Annotated in this window: 27 protein-coding genes; 9 read left to right on the top strand and 18 right to left on the bottom strand. The window is 43.0% G+C overall.

Annotated features, from left to right (window positions below; all coding sequences use genetic code 11):
* The first annotated feature begins 224 nt into the window (after positions 1–224).
* Positions 225–689: an N-acetyltransferase gene (locus EJA10_RS06605; protein WP_125479213.1), complete on the top strand. Its 465-nt coding sequence runs from the start codon at positions 225–227 to the stop codon at positions 687–689.
* Positions 690–739: 50 nt separating this feature from the next.
* Here EJA10_RS06605 and EJA10_RS06610 read toward each other — a convergent pair whose 3' ends face one another.
* From EJA10_RS06610 to EJA10_RS06625, 4 genes are all read right to left on the bottom strand, one after another.
* Positions 740–1,369 carry an RsfA family transcriptional regulator gene (locus EJA10_RS06610; protein WP_125479214.1) on the bottom strand — a complete coding sequence of 210 codons (630 nt, stop codon included), beginning with the start codon at positions 1,367–1,369 and terminating at the stop codon, positions 740–742.
* Positions 1,370–1,458: 89 nt separating this feature from the next.
* Positions 1,459–2,223, bottom strand: a complete 765-nt coding sequence (locus tag EJA10_RS06615) for an enoyl-CoA hydratase/isomerase family protein (protein WP_342773893.1) — start codon at positions 2,221–2,223, stop codon at positions 1,459–1,461.
* Positions 2,224–2,516: 293 nt separating this feature from the next.
* Positions 2,517–2,690, bottom strand: coding sequence for a 50S ribosomal protein L32 (gene rpmF / locus EJA10_RS06620; protein WP_023615018.1), 174 nt, complete (start codon positions 2,688–2,690; stop codon positions 2,517–2,519).
* Between the two features lie 79 nt (positions 2,691–2,769).
* On the bottom strand, positions 2,770–3,294 hold the full coding sequence (locus EJA10_RS06625; RefSeq protein ID WP_125479215.1) for a YceD family protein: 525 nt from the start codon (positions 3,292–3,294) through the stop codon (positions 2,770–2,772).
* 146 nt (positions 3,295–3,440) lie between these two features.
* Between EJA10_RS06625 and EJA10_RS06630 the strand changes: the two genes are divergently transcribed.
* Positions 3,441–4,661: a nucleotidyltransferase gene (locus tag EJA10_RS06630; RefSeq protein ID WP_125479216.1), complete on the top strand. Its 1,221-nt coding sequence runs from the start codon at positions 3,441–3,443 to the stop codon at positions 4,659–4,661.
* 14 nt (positions 4,662–4,675) lie between these two features.
* Here the strand turns inward: EJA10_RS06630 and EJA10_RS06635 are convergent, their stop codons facing one another.
* Complete coding sequence (locus tag EJA10_RS06635; protein ID WP_125479217.1) at positions 4,676–5,701, bottom strand: SepM family pheromone-processing serine protease; 1,026 nt, start codon at positions 5,699–5,701, stop codon at positions 4,676–4,678.
* Complete coding sequence (locus EJA10_RS06640) at positions 5,698–6,489, bottom strand: patatin-like phospholipase family protein (RefSeq protein WP_125479218.1); 792 nt, start codon at positions 6,487–6,489, stop codon at positions 5,698–5,700. The genes EJA10_RS06635 and EJA10_RS06640 overlap by 4 nt, the downstream gene beginning before the upstream one ends.
* 298 nt (positions 6,490–6,787) lie before the next feature.
* Between EJA10_RS06640 and ylbJ the strand changes: the two genes are divergently transcribed.
* Entirely contained in the window at positions 6,788–8,011 is a 1,224-nt protein-coding gene (gene ylbJ / locus EJA10_RS06645; RefSeq protein ID WP_125479219.1) for a sporulation integral membrane protein YlbJ, read from the top strand.
* Between the two features lie 18 nt (positions 8,012–8,029).
* Here the strand turns inward: ylbJ and coaD are convergent, their stop codons facing one another.
* The 3 genes from coaD to EJA10_RS06660 all read right to left on the bottom strand — a co-directional run bounded on the left by coaD (position 8,030) and on the right by EJA10_RS06660 (position 10,931).
* Positions 8,030–8,521: a pantetheine-phosphate adenylyltransferase gene (gene coaD, locus EJA10_RS06650; RefSeq protein WP_125479220.1), complete on the bottom strand. Its 492-nt coding sequence runs from the start codon at positions 8,519–8,521 to the stop codon at positions 8,030–8,032.
* Positions 8,522–9,094 carry a 16S rRNA (guanine(966)-N(2))-methyltransferase RsmD gene (gene rsmD, locus EJA10_RS06655; RefSeq protein WP_125479221.1) on the bottom strand — a complete coding sequence of 191 codons (573 nt, stop codon included), beginning with the start codon at positions 9,092–9,094 and terminating at the stop codon, positions 8,522–8,524.
* Between the two features lie 415 nt (positions 9,095–9,509).
* A complete protein-coding gene (locus EJA10_RS06660; RefSeq protein WP_125479222.1) occupies positions 9,510–10,931 on the bottom strand; it encodes a stalk domain-containing protein in 1,422 nt (473 codons plus the stop codon).
* A gap of 216 nt (positions 10,932–11,147) precedes the next feature.
* Here EJA10_RS06660 and EJA10_RS06665 point away from each other — a divergent pair, with 216 nt between their 5' ends.
* Positions 11,148–11,537: a DUF7147 family protein gene (locus tag EJA10_RS06665; protein WP_125479223.1), complete on the top strand. Its 390-nt coding sequence runs from the start codon at positions 11,148–11,150 to the stop codon at positions 11,535–11,537.
* 36 nt (positions 11,538–11,573) lie between these two features.
* Here the strand turns inward: EJA10_RS06665 and EJA10_RS06670 are convergent, their stop codons facing one another.
* Complete coding sequence (locus EJA10_RS06670) at positions 11,574–11,849, bottom strand: YlbG family protein (RefSeq protein ID WP_125479224.1); 276 nt, start codon at positions 11,847–11,849, stop codon at positions 11,574–11,576.
* Between the two features lie 292 nt (positions 11,850–12,141).
* On the opposite strand from EJA10_RS06670, the gene EJA10_RS06675 reads away from it, so the two are divergent.
* Entirely contained in the window at positions 12,142–12,459 is a 318-nt protein-coding gene (locus tag EJA10_RS06675; protein WP_125479225.1) for a hypothetical protein, read from the top strand.
* An 82-nt stretch (positions 12,460–12,541) separates the two neighbouring features.
* Here EJA10_RS06675 and EJA10_RS06680 read toward each other — a convergent pair whose 3' ends face one another.
* From EJA10_RS06680 to EJA10_RS06690, 3 genes are all read right to left on the bottom strand, one after another.
* Positions 12,542–13,009 (bottom strand): YlbF/YmcA family competence regulator, encoded by a 468-nt coding sequence (locus tag EJA10_RS06680; protein WP_125479383.1) that lies wholly within the window; start codon positions 13,007–13,009, stop codon positions 12,542–12,544.
* A gap of 192 nt (positions 13,010–13,201) precedes the next feature.
* On the bottom strand, positions 13,202–13,441 hold the full coding sequence (locus tag EJA10_RS06685; RefSeq protein ID WP_125479226.1) for a YlbE-like family protein: 240 nt from the start codon (positions 13,439–13,441) through the stop codon (positions 13,202–13,204).
* A 14-nt stretch (positions 13,442–13,455) separates the two neighbouring features.
* Complete coding sequence (locus tag EJA10_RS06690; RefSeq protein ID WP_125479227.1) at positions 13,456–13,857, bottom strand: YlbD family protein; 402 nt, start codon at positions 13,855–13,857, stop codon at positions 13,456–13,458.
* Positions 13,858–14,243: 386 nt separating this feature from the next.
* On the opposite strand from EJA10_RS06690, the gene EJA10_RS06695 reads away from it, so the two are divergent.
* Both EJA10_RS06695 and EJA10_RS06700 read left to right on the top strand, forming a co-directional pair.
* Positions 14,244–14,738: a PaaI family thioesterase gene (locus EJA10_RS06695; protein WP_125479228.1), complete on the top strand. Its 495-nt coding sequence runs from the start codon at positions 14,244–14,246 to the stop codon at positions 14,736–14,738.
* A 12-nt stretch (positions 14,739–14,750) separates the two neighbouring features.
* Positions 14,751–15,116, top strand: coding sequence for a hypothetical protein (locus EJA10_RS06700; protein ID WP_125479229.1), 366 nt, complete (start codon positions 14,751–14,753; stop codon positions 15,114–15,116).
* Positions 15,117–15,162: 46 nt separating this feature from the next.
* Here EJA10_RS06700 and EJA10_RS06705 read toward each other — a convergent pair whose 3' ends face one another.
* Together EJA10_RS06705 and EJA10_RS06710 are read right to left on the bottom strand one after the other, a co-directional pair.
* Entirely contained in the window at positions 15,163–16,233 is a 1,071-nt protein-coding gene (locus EJA10_RS06705) for a CAP domain-containing protein (RefSeq protein ID WP_125479230.1), read from the bottom strand.
* Between the two features lie 257 nt (positions 16,234–16,490).
* The gene (locus EJA10_RS06710; RefSeq protein ID WP_125479231.1) at positions 16,491–16,919 is read right to left on the bottom strand and encodes a CBS domain-containing protein; all 429 of its coding nucleotides are present in this window, start codon (positions 16,917–16,919) and stop codon (positions 16,491–16,493) included.
* Positions 16,920–17,171: 252 nt separating this feature from the next.
* Between EJA10_RS06710 and EJA10_RS06715 the strand changes: the two genes are divergently transcribed.
* Positions 17,172–17,534, top strand: a complete 363-nt coding sequence (locus EJA10_RS06715; protein ID WP_125479232.1) for a YugN family protein — start codon at positions 17,172–17,174, stop codon at positions 17,532–17,534.
* A gap of 26 nt (positions 17,535–17,560) precedes the next feature.
* Here the strand turns inward: EJA10_RS06715 and EJA10_RS06720 are convergent, their stop codons facing one another.
* A complete protein-coding gene (locus EJA10_RS06720; RefSeq protein WP_125479233.1) occupies positions 17,561–17,929 on the bottom strand; it encodes a hypothetical protein in 369 nt (122 codons plus the stop codon).
* Between the two features lie 285 nt (positions 17,930–18,214).
* Here EJA10_RS06720 and ytvI point away from each other — a divergent pair, with 285 nt between their 5' ends.
* Positions 18,215–19,273, top strand: coding sequence for a sporulation integral membrane protein YtvI (ytvI, locus tag EJA10_RS06725; RefSeq protein ID WP_125479234.1), 1,059 nt, complete (start codon positions 18,215–18,217; stop codon positions 19,271–19,273).
* 55 nt (positions 19,274–19,328) lie between these two features.
* Here ytvI and EJA10_RS06730 read toward each other — a convergent pair whose 3' ends face one another.
* Entirely contained in the window at positions 19,329–20,501 is a 1,173-nt protein-coding gene (locus EJA10_RS06730; protein ID WP_125479235.1) for a GNAT family N-acetyltransferase, read from the bottom strand.
* A gap of 103 nt (positions 20,502–20,604) precedes the next feature.
* Positions 20,605–21,069, bottom strand: coding sequence for a DUF420 domain-containing protein (locus tag EJA10_RS06735; RefSeq protein WP_125479236.1), 465 nt, complete (start codon positions 21,067–21,069; stop codon positions 20,605–20,607).
* Between the last annotated feature and the right edge of the window lie 83 nt (positions 21,070–21,152).

The raw sequence follows: 21,152 nt of genomic DNA on the forward strand, positions 1-21,152 counted from the left end.
TCCCCTTTCCCGTAAAAAATTCACTCACATTTTAAAATTCTACAATATTCTGTTTATTTCCTGCAAAAATTGGAACCGCTTTCTAAAATTCAAATGCAGAATTTTTCATGTTTTTATAATATAATAAAAATAAGTTATTTAAAACAAATATATTAGCTGTCTTTATAAACAGGGTATATATTTATTGTTGAAGTACTGGCAGCTTGTGAATGGGGGAATGCATTTTGGCACATAAAGTGGAGAAATTGAAAATCAATTATAAGACATTAGAAGAATTCAAGAAATTTAAAGAGTATGGACATCAGGAGTTGTCGATGCTAGAGGATCTGGAAGCAAACATCGTGGAGAATGATAGTGATTCACCATTTTACGGCATCTATTTCGGCGACAAGCTGGTGGCACGTATGAGCCTTTACCAGGTGAAGAAGCAATTTGACCGCTATTTCGAACCTCCACAGGATTACCTGGAACTATGGAAACTGGAAGTTCTTCCAAACTATCAGGGCAAGGGCTATGGCAAAGCGCTGGTTGAATTTGCGAAAAAATTCGGCCAGCCAATCAAAACCAATCCAAGAGTCAAATCACAGGATTTCTGGGATAAGATGGGGTTCACTCCTGTTCATTATGATGTAGACAGGGATCGCGGCGAAAATCCGCTTGTCTGGTATCCTGCCGGCGTAACAGAGTAGCTTCAATAATCACAGAAAAAGCGCCTGCCGTTTCGGCAGGCGCTTTTTTACTATTTTTCAACCTTTTCAAGATTCCCTTTACCTTCGACCTGGAAGTTCAGCTTCTGCTGCTTTTCTTCGTCTTTCGGGCCAACTCTTTTCCTGGCCCGCTCCATGATGTCAATCAGGGCGCGATAATCCTCTTCCATGGATTTTAACTGCGTTTCCAGTTTTTCATTTTCTGCAGACAAGTAATAGATTTGTTTTTCGAGTCCGCGGATTTTTTCTTTATGTTCATCCAGAGTTTCCTGGCTGTCAGCGCTGCCTGCCTTTTCATAAAGCTCATCCAAATATTGCTTTACTGCATCAATACTCAGGCCAGGCTGCTGTGACTGCGGTTCGGGAGAAGGATTGGCAGCCTCAGCCGCAGGCACCTGGGCATCCTCAGCCCTGCTCTGTGACTTGCCTTGTTTCTTTGCTTCCTTCCGCTGTTTCTTTGCCAGTTCAATACCAGATTTATATTGTTTTCTTACATATGAATTCCAGCGAAAACCGCAGGCAGCGGCCGTCCTAGAGAGCTGCTTTCCTACTTCTTCGAATGCTTTCAATTGCGTACCGCCCTCACGGATGTTGCGCAACACTACTTCAGCCAGCAATAAATCTTCGTCTTGAGACCAGGCATCCTGTCGGGTTAATGGCATCAAAAAATCCCTCCTATTGTTTTTTATTCATTCATATGCATCTAATAGGAAAGATAGACTGATTACACCAAATACCCTGCTATTTATTTTTATTTTTTCTTCGTCATGAATTCGTCCACTTTACGATGGTGAGCATCATCCTCCCACAATACCGCACATCGTGAGGCTTCTTCTTCCATTCGTTCTAACATCGATAATTGCTCCCATTTTTTATTCAGCAACGTTTTATATGCTTTTAATACAGTTGGCTCTTTTTTCAGGCTCTCCTTTAAAAATGAGAGACATGCATCCAGTGGATCTCCCTTATAGACATGGTGGATGAATCCCAATTCCTGAAGTTCTTCTGCAGTATGTATGTTTGCGTCAAGCAGCATTTTCAGGGCTATATGTTCCGGCAGTTTCTCCAACAGGATCGTGCCCCCTCCCCAGCCACTCGTTATCGCCAGATTGGCCTGAACAAATCCGGCCTTCATTCCCTCTCTTCCAATCCGAAAATCACAGGCTGCAGCAATTTCACAGCCGCCGCCAACAGCGGAACCATTGAGTATCGCGATAGTAGGCTTCGGAAGAACAAGAAGTTTATGAAGGATACCGGCCATCCTGGACAGCATGCCCTTCGCCTGTTCTTCTGTTTTCAGTTGATGAAACGCCGATAGGTCCCCTCCTGAACAAAAAGCCTGATCCCCCGCCCCGGTAATCGCAAAAACCTTCACATCGTCCCCTTTTGCCAAATCGAGTGCTTGTTCAAGCCCTTCCATCACCTCGTAATTAATGGCATTCCGCCTTTCCGGCCTATTGATTGTGAACAGTAAAATACCTTCAGGTTCCTTCGATATTATGTATGATTCCATCATTGTCCTCCTCCAAGACTAGTATCATAAATTTTAGCAATTTTCCGGAGAATTAAAAAGTGAAAGAACAAAAAGCGCAAGCGCCTCGTTAAGCCCCGACAAGCGCTGGAGGGCCGACCAGTGAAGTCGTTCTTTGACTTCATTGGGCGGACCGAAGCGACTCGAGGGGCTAGGAGCTGGAACTGGATTAAGAAAAATTCTTGGAGTTATTCACAACTCAATAATTCTATAATTTCGTTAACAACAAAAAAAGCACAGGGATGCGGATGCATCCTGTGCTTTTTTCGAGAGAAAAATTAGTCGTTTACAACTTCTTTTCCTTTGTATGTTCCGCAAGCTTTGCACACACGGTGAGCAAGTTTCATTTCACCGCAGTTAGGGCATGCTACCATACCCGGAACTTGTAATTTAAAATGAGTACGGCGTTTTCTTTTCGCAGTTTTAGACGTTCTTCTAAATGGTACAGCCATTCTTCCCACCTCCTTAAAAGGAATAAGAAAGTTGATGAAGGCCAGTCCATTCCGGGCCTTCACGCTCTTTTTTAATCGGTTAGTCAGAGGAATCCTTGGAATCCTCAAAGAATTTTGCAAGTCCGGCAAGCCGGGGATCAAGTTTTTCGGATTTCTCCTGTTCCTCGATTACTTCCCAATCCTTACCTGACTGGGGTGCGCCTTCTTGACCAGCGCCATCATCACAGAATACCTGCATCGGCACTTCCAGCAGCAGGATCTCCCTGATGATCGGTTCAAGATCAAGGACATCGCCTGTTACTTGATAAACTTCCTCGTCAGCCTCGTAGTCGTGGCTATTCAACATGAAAGTTTCAGTAGTTTCAACATCAATCGGATAATTTACGTCAACCAATGTCCGTGAACACGGAAGAATCAGATGGCCTTCAATCCGAATATGGAAAGTTACTCTCGTGGCACTGATATCGGCCCTTCCAGTAAGCTGGATCGGAGAAACTTCTCGAATCGTCGGATCTGTTTCCTTTATTGCATCCATCCGGACAATCTCATCGATCAGAAAGTCCTTGTTTCGATGTTTTTGTATCTGACTTATTGTCCATTTCATAGAATCACCCCAAGGCAACAAAGGTAATTATAGCCCTTCGCGTAATCATTTGTCAATATTTTTTCTTTACACTATAATTTACATAAATACTTTAAATTAAACTTCAAAGCAATGCAATATCCATCTTATCATGAAGGAGTCCTAAAATGAAAGCGGTCGGTGTCGTTGTTGAGTATAATCCTTTCCATAATGGCCACTTATTCCACCTGCAGCAGGCAAAAGAAAAATCTGGTGCTGATATTGCCATCGCGGCAATGAGCGGGAATTTTCTGCAGCGGGGAGAACCGGCGCTCGTCTCAAAATGGGCAAGGACTGAAATGGCCCTGGCCGCTGGCGTGGATATCGTCTTTGAGCTTCCCTACCGTTTTGCGACCCAGCACGCGGAGGTATTTGCAGAAGGAGCTGTATCGATACTTTCTGCCGCCGGGTGTACAACGCTTTGTTTTGGAAGTGAATCCGGTGACCTCGAAGCTTTTAAAAGAACAATTGCTTACCTGGAGACAAACAATGATCGGTTCCAGGAGCAGATCCGATTCTACACAGGGGAAGGACACAGCTATCCAAAATCGATCGCGCTCAGCTTCCGGTCATTATCCCCTTCGGAGGAGTTTATCGATATATCCAAGCCGAACAATATCCTTGGCCTTCACTACATACAGGCGATCATCAGCCAAAAAAGCGCTATGCAGGCGGAAACCATCACCAGAAAGAACGCCGGTTATCATGATGAACACTTCGCCTCTGCTACCATCGCCAGTGCAACAAGCATCCGGAAAGCCCTTTTCGGTGCATCCGGTGAAATCGAAACCATAAAGCAGTACGTTCCGGATACCACCTATGAACTGCTGCTAAAGTACAGGGATGATTATGGCGGATTCCATTCATGGGAAAGCTACTGGCACCTGTTGAAATATAAACTGCTCCAGAGCACTCCGGCGGAAATAAAAGAATTTTACGAAGTCGAAGAAGGCCTCGAGAACCGGCTGCTAGCCGCTGCGTCTGCATCGGATACCTTCCAGGAATTCATGGAGGCTATTAAAACGAAGCGATATACTTGGACCCGGCTTCAGAGAGTATGCCTTCATATATTGACCAATACTCGGAAAGATACTATGAAAACCGCTCCCCACACCGCAAATTATTTACGATTGCTGGGAGCAACCGATAAAGGCAGAGCTTACCTGAATGGTAATAAAAAGAATTTCAGCCTGCCGCTCATTTCGAAGCTCTCCTCCTATTCCGAACAGGATATTGATTTGGATATCAGGGCTTCAAAAATTTATGCTCTGGGGCAAACGGGAGGAGGACAGGAACGATTGCTCAAAGAGGAATTTGCGCGTCCGCCAATCATGCTTTCGGCAAAATAAAAAATCAAGCTGAATCAGCTTGATTTTTTATTTAGATTTTCCAAATAAGATACTGCTTCTTCAAACGTATCGACCGGGACGATTTTCATTTTTGTTTTAATATCCTTCGCAGCAATCATTGCTTCTTCGTAATTGGAACCCTTCGCCCCTTTTTCAAATGGTGCAAAGAAAATTTCTGCTCCTGCCTTATCTGCAGCCACCACCTTTTGCTGGATGCCGCCGATTCTTCCTACTGTACCATCAGAGCTCATTGTTCCAGTGCCTGCTATTTCATATCCCTTCGTCAAATCTTCTTCGATCAATTGATTATAAATTTCCAGAGAGAACATCAGCCCGGCAGAAGGTCCGCCTATCTCTTCCGAATGGACCGTCACATCAGGATCAACATCTATTTCTTTGTCATCAACAAGCTGGATGCCTACAACAGGACGCTCACTGCCATCATCCAAGGCCTTAAGCGGAACTTCCACATTGTTTGTCTTGCCATTCCGTTTATAAGCTAATTGAACGATATCTCCCGGTTTCTTTGAACTGATATAAGCAATGAAATCATCGGAAGACTCAAATTCATTTCCATCGACCTCGAAAACGAGATCACCCGGCATAAGCTTTCCTTCAGCCGGCATACCTTCCATGATCCTAAGCACATAAACACCCTTATAGTTATACTCTACCGGGATACCCGCTTTCTTGTACGCCACTTCTATTGCGACGGTCTTCGAGTTATCCATCATGTGTAGCTGGCGGATATTGTATTCCTCATCAGATTCATTTTCTGCCCTGATATCTTCCACAGGATATAGTTCCTGATATTTGCTCATCTTCGCGATGATATAGGAATATATATTTGCTCTCCCCATCCTGACGGTCGTCAGCATGAAGCTGCCTTCTTCCTCATATCCGCCTTCCACTTCGATGATCGGTTCAAGCTCCTTTGCCATCCCCGGCTTTGAAACATAATAAGGCAAATAATAGAGGGCACTTGCCATTAATAGGACAGCTGCCAATATTGACAGGCTGATAGACGCTTTTCTGCTCATTCTGTTTGGGACCCCTTCCACTGCTCAATACACTGTTTAATTTTATCAATATGTTTTCTGGCTTCTTCCTCACCAATGTCAATGATTTCTTCTATATTTGTGAATGCCTTTGAATTGTACATCTCCACTGGCGGCCTGAGCATGATATCGGAGGCAACCTCACGATTAGCCACAAGCTCCATCTGCATAATATCGATACTTTGCATGATGACATCAAAAATGGAAGTAACCTCACTATTCACTTTTACGCTGGATACATCAACGGCAATGACAATATCCGCTCCCATCTCCTTGGCGACTGATACAGGAATCCTGTCAACTACTCCTCCGTCTACAAAAAGCCTTCCTTCCAGCTTTTCCGGAACAAATATACCAGGGATTGCGATGCTCGCCCTGACAGCTTCAGCTACCGGTCCATCCCTGAAAACCACTTTCTCACCTGACATTAGATCTGTTGCCACGATGCCGATCGGAATATCCAGTTCCTCAATGTTTTTGCCATGAGTGAAAATCCTGATTAATTCTTTCACCCTTTTTCCAGCGATGAACCCCATTTTGGGGACGGTGAAGTCCAGATAATATTTCCTCTTAAATACACGGGAAAGCTTATATAGCCGTTCAACATCAAGACCCGCCCCATAAAAGGAAGCAACGAGTGCCCCCATGCTGCTGCCGGCAATCAAATCAATGGGGATCCCTTCGTCCCTCAAAGCCTTTATAACACCCAGATGGGCAAATCCTCGTGCGCCGCCTGAACCAAGAGCCAAACCAACCTTCGGGCTCGCCAAAGCTTTTTCCTCCCTTAAAACCGTAATTTCATCCATACAAACTAAACTTGGTCTAATTTAAAGTTCAGCGAGTATATTGATTTATATGAGGACAAGGCTGACAACTAACCATATATTTTGTTTTTAATGTGCTCTTTGCGCAGTTCGGCAATCATGCAGGAAGTCAGCCATTAAAAACAAGGAGAATACATACAACCAGCGGCGGATGGAAAATAACCCCACTGATCAAGTTTCTCTTTATTTTACCACTGATTATAAAAGTTTCACAGCAACAGACGAACAGGAGGGAGGATAAAAGGTGCTCAAATCCAGAATTAAAACACTCTTCCTTGCAGCCTCTGTCACCTTGCTGGCTGCATCGCTCATCTCTTTTCCTCAGGAATCCTTTGATGCTTCAATCAGAGGGTTGAATATGTGGTGGGAAATTGTCTTCCCTTCTCTCCTGCCTTTTTTCATTGTATCTGAAATGCTGATTGGCTTCGGTGTTGTCCGTTTTATAGGAGTATTGCTCGAGCCTCTGATGCGTCCGTTATTCAAGGTTCCAGGGGTCGGCGGATTTGTGTGGGCAATGGGTATGGCTTCAGGATTTCCTGCCGGGGCGAAGCTTACTGCCCGCCTTCGCCAGGAGGGGCAGTTAACAAAGATTGAAGCAGAAAGACTGGTTTCCTTCACCAATTCATCCAATCCTCTTTTTATTTTCGGTGCGGTTTCTGTAGGGTTCTTTTATAATGTGCAGCTGGGGATCATACTCGCTCTTGCACATTACCTGGGGAACATAAGCGTAGGCTTGATTATGAGATTTTACGGAAGAAGTGAAGAGAAGTCTTCAAAAGAAAAAGATAGGAATCTGTCGATAAGGGATGCATTCGCTGCATTGCATCGGACAAGGATCAAAGACAACCGTCCGATTGGAAAGCTCCTTGGTGATGCTGTTATGTCATCCATTCAAACATTGTTGATGATCGGCGGTTTCATCATCTTATTTTCTGTCATAAACAAGCTATTGTTCCATTTGCATATTACCGCCTTTCTGGCAGAGTTCATCGAAATTGCTCTTGCGATGCTCGGAATGACCGAAATGCTGAGCATGCCATATATCTCCGGGCTTTTCGAAATCACTCTCGGGAGCCAGATGACCAGCCAGGTTCAGGAGGCGACTCTAATGCATCAGGCTGTGATTACCAGCTTCATCCTCGCTTTTAGTGGTTTCAGCGTCCAGGCACAGGTTGCGAGCATACTTGCTCAGACCGATATCCGTTTCCAGCCTTTCTTCTTCGCAAGGATTCTGCATGGCATTTTTGCTGCTGTGTATGCGTATCTACTGTGGACTCCGGTTTATGAGCGCTTCTTTGAAGAGGGACAGCCATCCAACGCACTTCCAGTGATGGAGTATTTGACAAACGAGGGCAGCCGCCTTGCAGAGGCGTACAGCCTGATTGCCGCAGCTGGGCCGCTCGTCACCATCGGCAGCCTGATCCTTTATATTTGGATACTCGGTAATCGCATGATGCAACAAAAATAACGGGCAGCAATCTGCCCGTTATTTTTGATTCTCATTGAATTTTTTCACAAGAGCTTCTTCGACTTCCACAGGGACCAGCTCGGATATTTTCCCTTCATACTTTGCAACTTCTTTGACAATACTCGAACTTAAGAATGAATACTGGTTGTTCGTCATGATGAAGAAAGTTTCAATCTTATCATTCAATACTCTGTTCATTGAAGTGATCTGCATTTCATATTCAAAATCCGAAACGGCTCGCAGCCCACGGATGATTGCGTTGGCATTAACGCTTTCGGCATAATCTACAAGCAGCCCCTGGAATGAATCGAACTTGACATTCGGGATATGCCTGGTCACCTTTTCAATTAAGTCAATTCTCTCTTCAACTGAGAATAATGGCTTCTTAGAAGAATTATTCAAAACAACTACATAGATTTCGTCAAAGACCTTGGCAGCCCTTGTGATGATATCTAAATGCCCATATGTAATTGGGTCAAAACTGCCAGGACATACAGCAATCCGTGCCACTTATACTTCCCCCTCATCTTCTCCAACAAGTTTAAAAAGTGTGATCCCTATGATTCCGTATTTCTCGCTTCTGGTCTGTATCAGACTGCCCACTTCTTCAGGCAGTGAAATGTCAGAAGCGTGCTCGCAGACAATGATTCCTTCTGCATTAATCAGCTTCTCATCGCTGATCATTTCAAGCAATTTCACCAGCTGCTGTTTTTTATATGGCGGATCTAAAAATATGTAATTGAAAACTAGTTCTCTTTTCCGGATTGCTTTCAAGGCCCTGACTGCATCATTTCTGTACACTTCGGCCCTATCCTCAAGACCCACTGATTTCAGGTTTTCATTAACGACATGTATCGCCTTTCCTTCCCGGTCAACGAATATGACTTTATCGAGACCCCTGCTCAGCGCTTCGATCCCCAGCCCGCCGCTTCCTGCAAATAAATCCAGGCCAAGACCTCCATTGAAATAAGGACCAATCATATTGAATAATGATTCCTTGACCTTGTCTGTCGTCGGTCTCGTGGATGTCCCGGGTACCGCTTTTAAACTCCGCCCCTTCAATTCACCTGATACAACTCTCATCTTATGTACTCCTCAATCATAAAGGCTTTTTTCATTATAACTTGCTGCTTACACCAAAATCAGCGGAATTTCACGTTCAGTATTCCAATCATTGTTTGAAAGCAGCAGCAATCGACACAAAAAACGAAATTACTCCCTTATCCTACCACACCTGCAAAAAATTAACCAAATAAGTGTATAACGCTTCCTATAATGGAAATAATGAAGGTAACAACATCAATTCGAGGATGTTGTTGCCAACCGCGGAGAAGACTTACGTTTCCCCATAAGTTCTTCCTCCGGTTTCTCCTCTCCCTTTGCCTTCTATCCTGTAAAAAGGATATAGAAGGACCCTGCAGAATCTGCAGGGCTTTTTTTTTGACTTGCCACTCCCTTTTCAAGCGCGCTCCTAATGCATTCACTATCATGGTACAGTTCATTTTTTATCAGTTGCCTGTTTATCCAGCGCCAGCCTGATGCTTTCTTCATCTTCTGTTATGTTCACCTTAAAAATCGCATTCAGCCATTTTTTCTCGATAAAGAAATGGCCATTTATACTATGGAACGGCTTTTCAAGCAGACCAAAGCTCTCTCCGTTGAAAATAAAGGTTTTATTTTTCAGGTTGAAAGTATAATGGCTGTTGCCGGATGTAATAGTAAGGAACTGCCTGTCCGGGCTGGCTTCTGTTTTGAAGCCGAGGATCTCCATCGTTTTTTCTAGAGGAAAAAGATTTCGCTGATCTTTCATTATGACCCCTGCTTCTGAAATTGTATTCCCGTTAATAACGACATTCCGGCTGTCAAGGAATAGCATCGGGAAAAGGCCGGGATCTTTATTTCTATTCATGGCGAAGAACTTCGTTTCCATCCCTTTTATTGAAGACAACCGTTGATCGAGCATAGCGAATGTTAGCCCGCCTTCTGATAGGGAATCAACAAACTCTTTTAGCTCTTCACCTGAAAATACGCTTCTTAGCTCACTTACGGCTGTTTTGCTTTTACGATCGACCGGCTCCACATCTGTTATGAGCGAAGCCAGAGCTTCCAGAACCCAGGCCTCTCCCTCAGCGATTTCCGGAAATCTCGAGGATAATAATGAAATCGCAAGCTGGTGTTCCAGTTCTTGCTTTGACATACTGTTCCCTGCAAGAAGCAGACCTTTTCCATGGACAATCCGCTTGTCATCACCTAGGACCACTGACAAATGGCTGTCTTCAAAGTTTGCCAGACTTTCAAATTTGTATATTTCCTGTTGCTTCGAAGGGGTATAGAAGTGGATTCCCCTCTGACTGGAAAGCTTGGCAAGAGGCTTTTCCTGCCAGTACAGAGCTGGATTTGCCATAGCCCCCTCAAAAACGTAATAGTGGAGAAGTTCTGTCTGCTTATACCCCTTTAACGGCAAACCAGAAGCCCATGTTCCCTTTCTATGAAGCTGGTCGATGACTTCTATTTTTGTCTGGGTTACATCTTCATCTTTCAAGGAGATAAGCCATTCATTCAGCAATAATTGAATCCCCGCTGCATTTTCTATCTCGTATTGAAATTGTAGTTTTGTCCCTTTTGGCAAGGCTTCCATATTTTTGTCGCATGGTTCTTTTTCAATCCCCGTACATTCCACAGCTTTCGCTGGGAGAGGAATGTCTACAGCATAGCTGCGATCTCGGTTAAGGCCGATAAAAACCTGTTTAACCTTCAGTCCGGTTCCGTCTACCTTCACTATAATCTCCTGGCTTATTGTTGCTGATGGCTCGGCTGCCAGATTGGCTTTTTCTTTTGTAAAAGAGAGCCACTGCCAAAGGATCATTCCTGATATGATGATAAGTAAGCCTGAAATGATCAGGGCGGCTGCTTTTTTCATAATGATAATACTCCTCAATCTTCTTGAACTCTGATAGACAGAAATCCAGAGAAAGCAAAAATAAAATTCACTACTACTAAAATAACAAAAATATGTCCTTGTAGTAAGATGAAATTTCCCTGGTTTTATGAAAGGCAGATGAACGGGACAGCTTCAAATTTGCTTCCACTAATGATAAAGTATGGTGGAACGATATCTTGGAAGGGGAAGTTACGATTGATTCAGCGTTTTATTGAGCTTGGAGAAGGATATTCGGACCTTTACGAATTAATTGAGACGGCAAGGGCGAATCGCCACCGCTTGATGCACTTAATGGCCATCCATACAAAAAATAATGATAAGGAAGTCAGCTCTCTTGTTGTGGTTCTTAAACCTACGAATCCCGGGAATTTCCAGGCGCTTTACATCTGTCGGGAAGGTGTACCGAATCCTCATGTAATGAAGAACAAGCGATTTGACCTGTTCGCTGAGCTGGCTGCAGAACTGGACAAAGTCATCATTGAATTCGATGCCAAGCCATCTAGCGTTTTTGCCGAGAAAGAGTTATATTACCAGCATCTGATTGGGATATTAAGATTGAACCACTATATCCCGCCGCTTCAATAAAATACAAAAAAGGTGAGGACTTCCTCACCTTTTTTCTTATATTCCCATCTTATAATCATATTCTTTTGCTTTGTCAGGGGAAGAATTCTCAAATTCCATTTTCAGGAATGGCTTGTAGGAAGGCTCCACCTTTTTGACAAACGAATATGAACTTATTTTTTCCATAAGTGCCTCTGCCTCATCCAGATTACAATAGATCACGGCATATTTCAGTTTTTTTGAGACATAATGGACGTTTCCAAATCTTCTGAGCATCTTGGCCTGCTTCAGTGAATACAGCCATACGATGATTCCCTGCCTCTGTCCTATCATATTTTTTCCCCTTCGGTAAACGTTTGCTTTGTACTAGTCTAGCATACAAAAACCAGTTTTTTCAATCACCAATCACGTTTGCCCCTTTTTTGCAACTTGCGTATCATGTAAGTAAGCTGTTTTCGTATGGATTGCAGCCTTTTTTGTATATAATCTTTCAATCTTAGCTGCTCGGGGCTTTTTCTTGCTGCTCCTTCACTGACATCCCATCAGGAACCGCAAGAACACTGTGGTTCAGTGAGCAGCAAGGTTTACGATCAGCCTTAATCAATTCATTCAAGAAGGTGAGTATATGAATCTTGAACTGATATGGGAACGGTTTCTGTCCATCCTGTCCGCAGATGAAGCAATTGACAATGTCTATTATAAAAAAGCCGCAGGCATCCCGTTTTTATATGTCCAGAGAAAAGAGGACGGCAGCCAAAAGGAAATAGAGAACAGAATTCGGCACGCTTCAGCTGGCGCAATGAAGGGACGGCAGCTTCATAGCGAGACGGAATTCGTCAGGAAGGATGGCTTTCTGCTTGTTTTCCGCCACCGCTTCTATGTCCCGCAAAGGAAAATGTTTTGCTGCGGCAATCTTTGTCCAGATTGCATCAGGTTAAAATAAAATACAGGTGAATCCAGTCCGTTCGGCTATAGCCACTGTAAATAGAAAACAGCATGGATTTCTCCATGCTGCAGTAGATGAATTATGCAGAACAACCGCAGCTGCCACCAGAGCCACATCCGCCGCTGCATGAACTTTCAAAGAATGGGTTGCCAGTCGGGACCTTGACGCTTTCGGACACAGACCTGCCGATGATGACACTGACCTCATCAAGCATAGCCTGAAGGTCGTTCTCTGCTCTCTTGAATTCGGCAATCACCTCATCAAGATCCAGATCCCTTTTTACGATCCGAATTTGACCCATGACTTCCTTATAGTCCGGATGATACTTCCCAAAACGCTGGACTTCCTCATAGCGTTCTTTCATTTCTACGAACTCACGGACCTTCCTCTGAGTGTCTGGATTGTTCTTAACATTATATAAACACTGCCGGTAATTCTCGGCAATATCAGATTCTAAGATCATGCTGACCAATTGTTCAGCTTCTTCCAACAATAATACTCTTTCTGATGTAACAGCAAGCAAAGCTGGCTCACCTCCGTCACCCATTTTACCATGAAACTGCCAGAAAAGCGAAGTTTTCCGGGTTGACTGCTGCAAATAATGAAGGACAAAAACGCCTTGGTCATCCCCGACAGGCATAGGACGTTCCTCGAGGCCATCACAAAGGGCTAATCCAAAAGTGGATTATTTTATTATTCCAGTCAAAAACAAAGCTTTCTTCACAAGGAAGAAAGCTGGTCATGATTTCGAGTTCATGCTCGAGAACATATGCATCATCATTGAAGCCATCTGGACACTATTGGAGAACTTCTGCACCTTATGCGGGATTGTTTTCTCAAAATGATGCAGGGCCGCGATTTGTGCTGAATAAACGTCCCTTGGATCCCTGCTGAGCTTTCTGTACCAGTTGGGCTGGGCTCGGACAAACTCAATCAAGTCCTTATTCGATCTTAATTGTTCCAATACATCTTTACGCATGATCAGCCTCCGTTCTAATCCTTCCTGAATGAAAAAGGATTCACTGGCCCTGAACTTTTAGGTGCCTGCGGACCTCCTTTGGAACCCTGGAATTGTGAAAGCACTCCCTGGATTGCTCCGAGTGTCTGGCTGATGTTATAAATCTGGCCCTGCAATTTTTCAGGATCCATATTCTGCACCGCGCCCATGATGGTCCCAAGCCAGTCTGTCTTCTTTTCTTCTTCTTCACCTTTTACGGTCTGGTCATCAATGCTTTCAGCACCCCATTTAGGGTCATCCTCACCAAGCAGATACCAATCTTCATACAATTCCTGCCAGGTCGTATTCCCGCTCCTCACTTCCCGGACAAGTTCAGGATGACCTTTCACGAACTCCTTGAACTTTTCAACAGAGGGATGAAGTTTCTTCTTGGCCATAGCTTTCACCTCACAGTGTAACAAATGCCTATAATAGCATATGATTCTTCTCCTGATTGGTGAAAAGTCCAAAACAAAGACTTCATTGTCCATTATTGAAAATGTAAATATCACAAGCGGCATTCAGCTTTTATCAGATTGTTATCTAGCTGTTTCGCTTTTAAGGTTTTCACAAGTTCCCTGCAAACACACTTAAATTGCTTCCCGGTTTTTTTCCTTATTCACTAAAGGTGCATAAAAAACGGAAATATCCAGATAACAACAAAGTATGCGAAAAGAGCCTCTATAAATGGTAAAATAAATAAATGAACAGAAGACTTTATTACAATAATGATTTCCATGCTCATTCATATGGAAAGAGCTGATCAGAAAGAGGTATTAATATAGTGGAAAAAGAACTGCACCAGCTATTGGACGAATGCATCTCGCTATCAGGCGAAGAGGATCTTGAAACGATCAGGACCGTTTTGTCAGGGGTCAAAAATAAATTAAGCGGAAAGAACAGTACATTTATCGATGGTCTCCTTCATATGGACAGAAGGATTGATAGCGAATCCTGTGAAATTGATATTCCAATTACAAGACTGCTCGATAATACACTGGGAATTGTGCATGGAGGCTTTACCGCCACTGTCCTCGATACAGCAATGGGCACTCTGGCCAACAGGCTTTTACCTGAAGGATTTGCAGCAGTCACATCCCAGATGAATATTCATTATCTAGCCGCAGGAATTGGCGACAGCATCCATTGCAAGGCGACACTGATTCATAAAGGACGCAGTACAATTGTGCTGGAAGCGGACATGTTCAGGTCGGACGGCAAAAAAATCGCACATTCTTCTGGAAGCTTCTTTGTTGTTGAAAAACAGCATAAAAAATAAGGTGGGGGCTCTATGGTTACTGCAATCGTAATTCCGATTATCCTTGCTTATTTCTATTGGCTTACGAAGAAGGAAATGCAGGAAAATTATCAGGAATGGCTGAACCTCGAGGATATTCCGGAAGAGGCCATCATAACGGGCAAAATCCTGGAAATCCATGAACATAAAGAGCGGTTTTATTATCATAGGTTCAACCATGTTACTGTACTGAAAATCATGACCGATTCCAAACAGGTAACCGTAAGAAAAGTAACCCCTGTAAGGAAAGGCGCTTCCATTCCCATTTTTCAAAAAGGTGATGTCGTGCATTTGTTCGGCAACTGGAAACAAGGATATTTCTCAATTAACAGGGCAATCAAACATGAAGAAGGAGTATGACCAATTTGGCCATACTCCTTTGTTTAGATAAAATTTAAAATTGCAATCACTGTTCCCACATACTGATAAAATTCTGGGTATAATGCTTTCGGTAAACCCCTACACCCAGGTGGGAAAACTCCTCATTCAACAGTGCTTCACGGTGGGATTCACTGTTCAGCCAACCCTCGACCACAGCCGGTGCATCAGTATAATTCGCTGCAATGTTTTCCCCGGCTACCTGATACACTACATCAGCTGTTTTCAAGCGTTCTGAAAGGTCACCGTATTTTTCCGATTCATGGGAAAAGTAATCTTCCTCCGCCATGTCCTTACTATGGGCGTATGCAACCTCTGCTGTTTTTTCGTCCCACTCAAGTACTTCAAGCTCATGTCTTAGTCTCAGCGCATTCGTGATATCAAGGATTTGTTTTTTTAGTCCTGCCTCAATCCTGACCCAGTCACCATCAGATAAGACAGGGGGTTCAATCAACGTACCTCTGTATACCATTTCATATGGCCGCTGTTTGACAATTGTCTCTTTATCCATAAACCGGATGCTGGATACTGAACCGGTGAACCGGTCGATGTACAGCTGAACGAAATAATCGCCCATCTTGATCACAGGACGGGTGTTCATATCCTGTTCGGAAAGCTCAAACTTATATGAACTGCCGTTGTATTCAAAGGTCACGTCTGGTTCAATTACATTCATTGAAAAAATCTCTTCAATCGGCTGGCCAATTTTAAAAGGTTCCACATTCACTTTAGGCCCTATTCCGTAGGCAGTAACAACCTTGCCATTCAATACTCCGGCTTGGATATACTGATCAAGATCATTATTGAAAATCCACCAGTGAAACCCGTAAGCTGACAAATCGACTCTGGCTGGTTCGCCCAAAACTGCCTTGAGAGCGTCTATCTCCTTTCCCAGGAGCGACCCTACGCCGTTTTGGGGCTGCTCAATTCCTTCACTGATGTTCTGTTCACTGATATTTTTTTCGAGGGATTCATCTACTTTAGGAGTCGACTCCTGATCGATGATTAGTACATTGCCATCATCCTTGTTATAACCTAGATATAAACCTATAAATAAAAATATTGCCGCAAATAATAAAATCCTGACGATTGTACGCAGACCAAGCCCCCCCTTTCGAAAACACGCAGTGTGTTCACATGTTTTCTATCATCTCTCTCTACCACTATATGAGCGATTTTTAAAATTATTATATCATTTACTATCTTCTTTTTAATAGAACCATTACAACAGTCCCTTAAAAAAATAAATCATTAATAGAGCTGACCTATTTCTAATGAAATGATTTTTTTCTGACTATCATATTCATAAATAAATAAAGAAAGAAAGAAGGCACCCTTGGCAGAGTGCCCTGAAAGTTATTGTACCTGGCTTCCAGGTTCAGAGATTTCCGATAAAGCGTGCTGGGCTTGTTCATCTGTCATTTCATCGACTGCAAAATCGCCAAGCGCCACGATTCCGACGAGCTTATCTCCCTCTACCACAGGCAGCCTCCTGATCTGATGCTCTGCCATCAGTCTGGTTGCTTCTTTGCTGGTCATATCTGGGGTAGCCGTTACGAGATGATCACTCATGACGGTTTCTACTTTTGAAGATGGCGGATGCTTTTCTGCTACTCCCCTGATTACGATATCACGATCTGTGATCATTCCGACAAGCTTGTCCTCATCCACAATCGGGATTGCACCAACATTCAAGTCCTTCATTTTAACAGCTACTTCGAATACATTATCCAGTAACGTACAAGTCTCCACATCGGTTGTCATGATTTCACTGATTTTACGCACCTTCATTTTCCTCCTTATTTATCTATGCTTTACCTTCACACAGTTATGTTTACCCGAATCCTGCTTATTATGCCCAAGGGACACATAATCCCAGCTCGTTTATCAGATACTACATGGAGCATCAGGATGGTTACATTTTAAAAGAAGTTCGTTTTTATATTCATTGCAACTTAATCATTTTTTTACTATTATTAAAACTGAGATAAAATCTTTTAGTGTAATATCTTGCAGTGTGTTTTAGGAGGGTATAAGATGAGATTTGAAAATACGGGCATTGAAACATTCAAGGCGGACTTGAACCGTTTGGACGAGATTATGCACGATCACGGACTGGTCCGTTCAGAACAATGGGACTATGAGCGAGTCAATTATGACAAAAAAATAGTCGTGAAAGAGGGTACATATTATCTTCGTGTTCAGGGCTATGCTGTGGAAGGCGATGTAGGGGCCCACAGAGCGATCATTCAACTGATCACTCCTTTGCTGGGTAAGCATTACTATCCGCATGGGGTTGAGTATGGTGAAGGCGAACATTTTCCAAAGGCACTTGTCAGCCAGAGCGAAAACCTGCTTAAAGAGATAAAAGCGGAAGTGGAGAAAGTCGCAATCCAATAATTTAGGCATTACATTAAAAGACGCATTTATTGCGTCTTTTTTTGCATCGTTCTGACGCTCGTTATGACGATATCGATTTTATTGGGAAAGATGGAAGTGAGCAGCCTGATTTCTTCTGCTATCCTCTCCTGAAGCAAGAATGCAGTTTGATAAAGGGGGAAATCTCCCGTTAAGGCAGTGGCATAAATTTTTACATTCAACAAATCCTGTTCGATTCCAACAATTACTCCGTGATCGGAAAAAGAAAACCCGCGCGCGGAAAAAAAACTGGACCTTTTCCATGCCCTTGATGGCTGGAAAAATCGATCTTCATCCAGATTGGCATGGACAATCGCACAGACAGCACGGCATACCTCTCTATAATGCGGAGGCATGATCTTCCTTGAGTTCTTCATAGCCTCACCCCTTAATAAAACTGTGAACACGAATTTTCGAATGCTTACAGAGAAAAGATATAGTCAATAACCAAAAAATAAGGCTGAAAACCTGACACAGCGGCAATAAATCAGCAAAGTTAACAAAAACACTGCTTTCTCAACGTTATTTTTGTTGTTTCTTATATTAAATGCGTACTATAATTTAAGTGTTAAGGATTTTTACTCTTTGACTTGTTGAAGAGTAAAGGATTCACTACATGTTTTTTATGGTGTACTCTTCATGGGTATAGAAAGGAGATCCAATTGTCCGGTATTTTTACAAAACGAACCATCATTATCGCATTTATCACCATCCTGGTGGCGGCAATCATGTTTATTATTCTTCCGGTATCCATCCCGCTGATTGCTGCGCTGATCACCGCCCTCTTCCTTGAACCTGCAGTAGTATATTTCCAAAAAAGGTTCAAGATTGGACGAAGGCTGGCAGTATTGGGCATTTTTCTCCTGTTTGTTCTCCTGATTGTGGTTGCCGGCTACTTCCTGACAACAACGGCTGTTACGCAGGCAATTGAACTGATTGACAATACACCTGTCTACATAAATGAAATTACGAATGCCTGGTATATGGCGCAGAACCGCTTTGTGGAAGCGGCAAATGACCTGCCAAGGGAAGTCGTAACAGAAATCAGCAGCCAGGCAGAGGATTTTCTCAATAAACTAAAGAATGACATGATCGCTTTCATCAATATAGATAACTTAAAGGCCTTGCTGACCTATATTCCAAACTTTTTGATTAGCTTCCTTGTCTATCTGATCGCGTTATTTTTGTTCCTTCTGGAGCTTCCATCTTTAAGAAAACGTGTATATAGCCATTTGACGGAAAGAACGGCTGATAAAGTTCACTTTATGACCTCCCGCCTTTCCTATGTGGTATTCGGCTTCTTGAAAGCCCAATTCCTCGTCAGTGTGATTATTTTTGCTGTTTCTTTGATTGGATTGCTCTTCATTGCGCCGGAATATGCCATTGTGATGTCAGCGGTCATCTGGCTGATTGATTTCATTCCGCTGATTGGCTCCATCGTTATACTGGCGCCATGGTCTATCTTCCATCTGGCCACGGGAAGTGTCGCACTTGGGACGCAACTGGCGGTCCTCGCGGTCATATTATTGATCATCAGGCGTACAGTCGAGCCAAAAGTGATGGGAAGCCATATTGGACTATCCCCATTATCCACACTGATCGCGATGTACCTCGGCTTGAAGCTATTCGGATTCCTTGGCTTCGTCATTGGACCTTTAATCCTGATCGGCTTCAACTCTGCTAAAGAAGCAGGGATCATTAAAATGAAATTTAAGATTTGAGAAACGAGAAAAAACCCGGGTGATAAACACCCGGGTTTCCTATTTGAAAAGAATACTAGAAAAAATCGTAAAAGAATGACTTGAGGGCAGGAATCTTTTTCTCCAGTTCCAGTACTTCTGCAACATCTCCCTTAAGCAAATCGATCTCGAATAATTCCATGGGTCTCTTATATCCAAACAGAATTGCAGTAAGTGCGTTGATATTCAACTGCAGTCCACGCTGCGGCGGGGTAACACATGCACTACCTTCTTTTACAGGATAGAATTTCACCTCTTCCCGGCCAATCAGGTATGTACCGGTATTCCATTGAGCTGCCGGATCATCCAGATGAAGGAACACATTCTTTTCCGTTTTATTAAAAGGATAGGTCTCCAGCGCTTTTTCAGCATTTACAATCCTGCCCATGAAATAGGGATAGATTTCAGTCTTAAGCTTAGGCTCTTTAAGGAAATACGGAAATGGCTCATGTGTGGAAAGCATGAGTTCTACACGATCCACCATAGAATCATGCTGGCAGATAAAATTCCATAAACCAACCCTTGATTCGTGGTCAAGCACGACCAGTTCCTCCACTTTCATAACATTGTCTTTCACTTCATATAACAGATAGCCTTTAGGTTCATCTTTAGCATTATAATAGACTGCTGCTGTTTGCGAGCCATAAATATTGTTGCTCCACCAGTCATTGTCCCTCACAAGCATTGCGCTATGTTTCTCAGCAAACTGGTTATAGATGTTCTCTACATCAAAACAGTGGTTCTTTTCTATATACCTTTTAATCTGTCCCGCCTGGGGCTTTAAAGGTTTTAAATCAATCTTTTCAATTGTTACTTTCCTTCTGTCTGAAATAACTTCCCAGCCGAACCTTCTATAAAAGTCGATTTGAAATGGATGCAGGAAGGAAACAATGTTTCCATCATCATTCATATCCACCAACGATCTCTTCATAAGAGCGTTCACATATCCCTTTCTGCGGTGCTCAGGGTAAGTGGCCACCCCTGCAATCCCACCCATTTTCCACTCCTGCTTGCCCACTTTTACATTCAGAGAAAGGATATGCAATTTCGACGCTAATTCTTCTCCTTCAAAAATCCCAAGCAGCCTATGTTTTTTTAATGTCTCAAGGCGCTTTGGAATATCATTTTCCGGCACTTGGTATTGAAAAGCATACATCGACAGATTCATCGATTGTAAGTAATGTTCTTCCGATAAAACTTTAATATCCAAGCTGATCTTCCCCCTTTTTGTCACTATATACATTCGAGTTTTATCGCAAATATCCCTGCAAAAGAAAAAACATTGCTGATTGCAATGTTTTCCCAACCTCTTATTAAGTTCCAAGGATAGCCTTGATCACAGAAGTTGTTTCTCCGCCTTCATAAAAAACATAGAGGAGAAGATAAACAGCAACACCTGTAATAGCTGTGAAGAACCAGATGACACTTGTAATCGGCCCGAGCTTCCTGTGGCGCTCCAGCTTGTTTTTATAACCAGTATACAGAGATGTGATTCCCAGCACCGCTCCAATAGTCGCGAGTGTGATGTGGAAGATCAAAAATAAAGTGTAATAGATTTTGATGTCATCGGGTCCGCCAAAGGAAGTATTTCCAATGAAGATGGTCCTTGATGCATAAATGACAAAAAATATTATGGCAAAAATCCCTGCCAATGTCATGGTTTTCTGATGCTTTTCGATTTTTCTTTGTTTTATCTGTGCCCAGCCAATAGCCACAAAGATAGCGCTCAAAACTATGAACGTCGTGCTGATCGTTGGCAAGATCGGTAAATTAGACATATCGTTTCCCTCTCAATCATTATTTCTCCATAAGATTAATTGTATGTGACCTACCCTGATTTTTCAATCATTGAGTGGCAATA

Source organism: Mesobacillus subterraneus, from assembly GCF_003937825.1.
Lineage (GTDB): Bacteria > Bacillota > Bacilli > Bacillales > Cytobacillaceae > Mesobacillus > Mesobacillus subterraneus.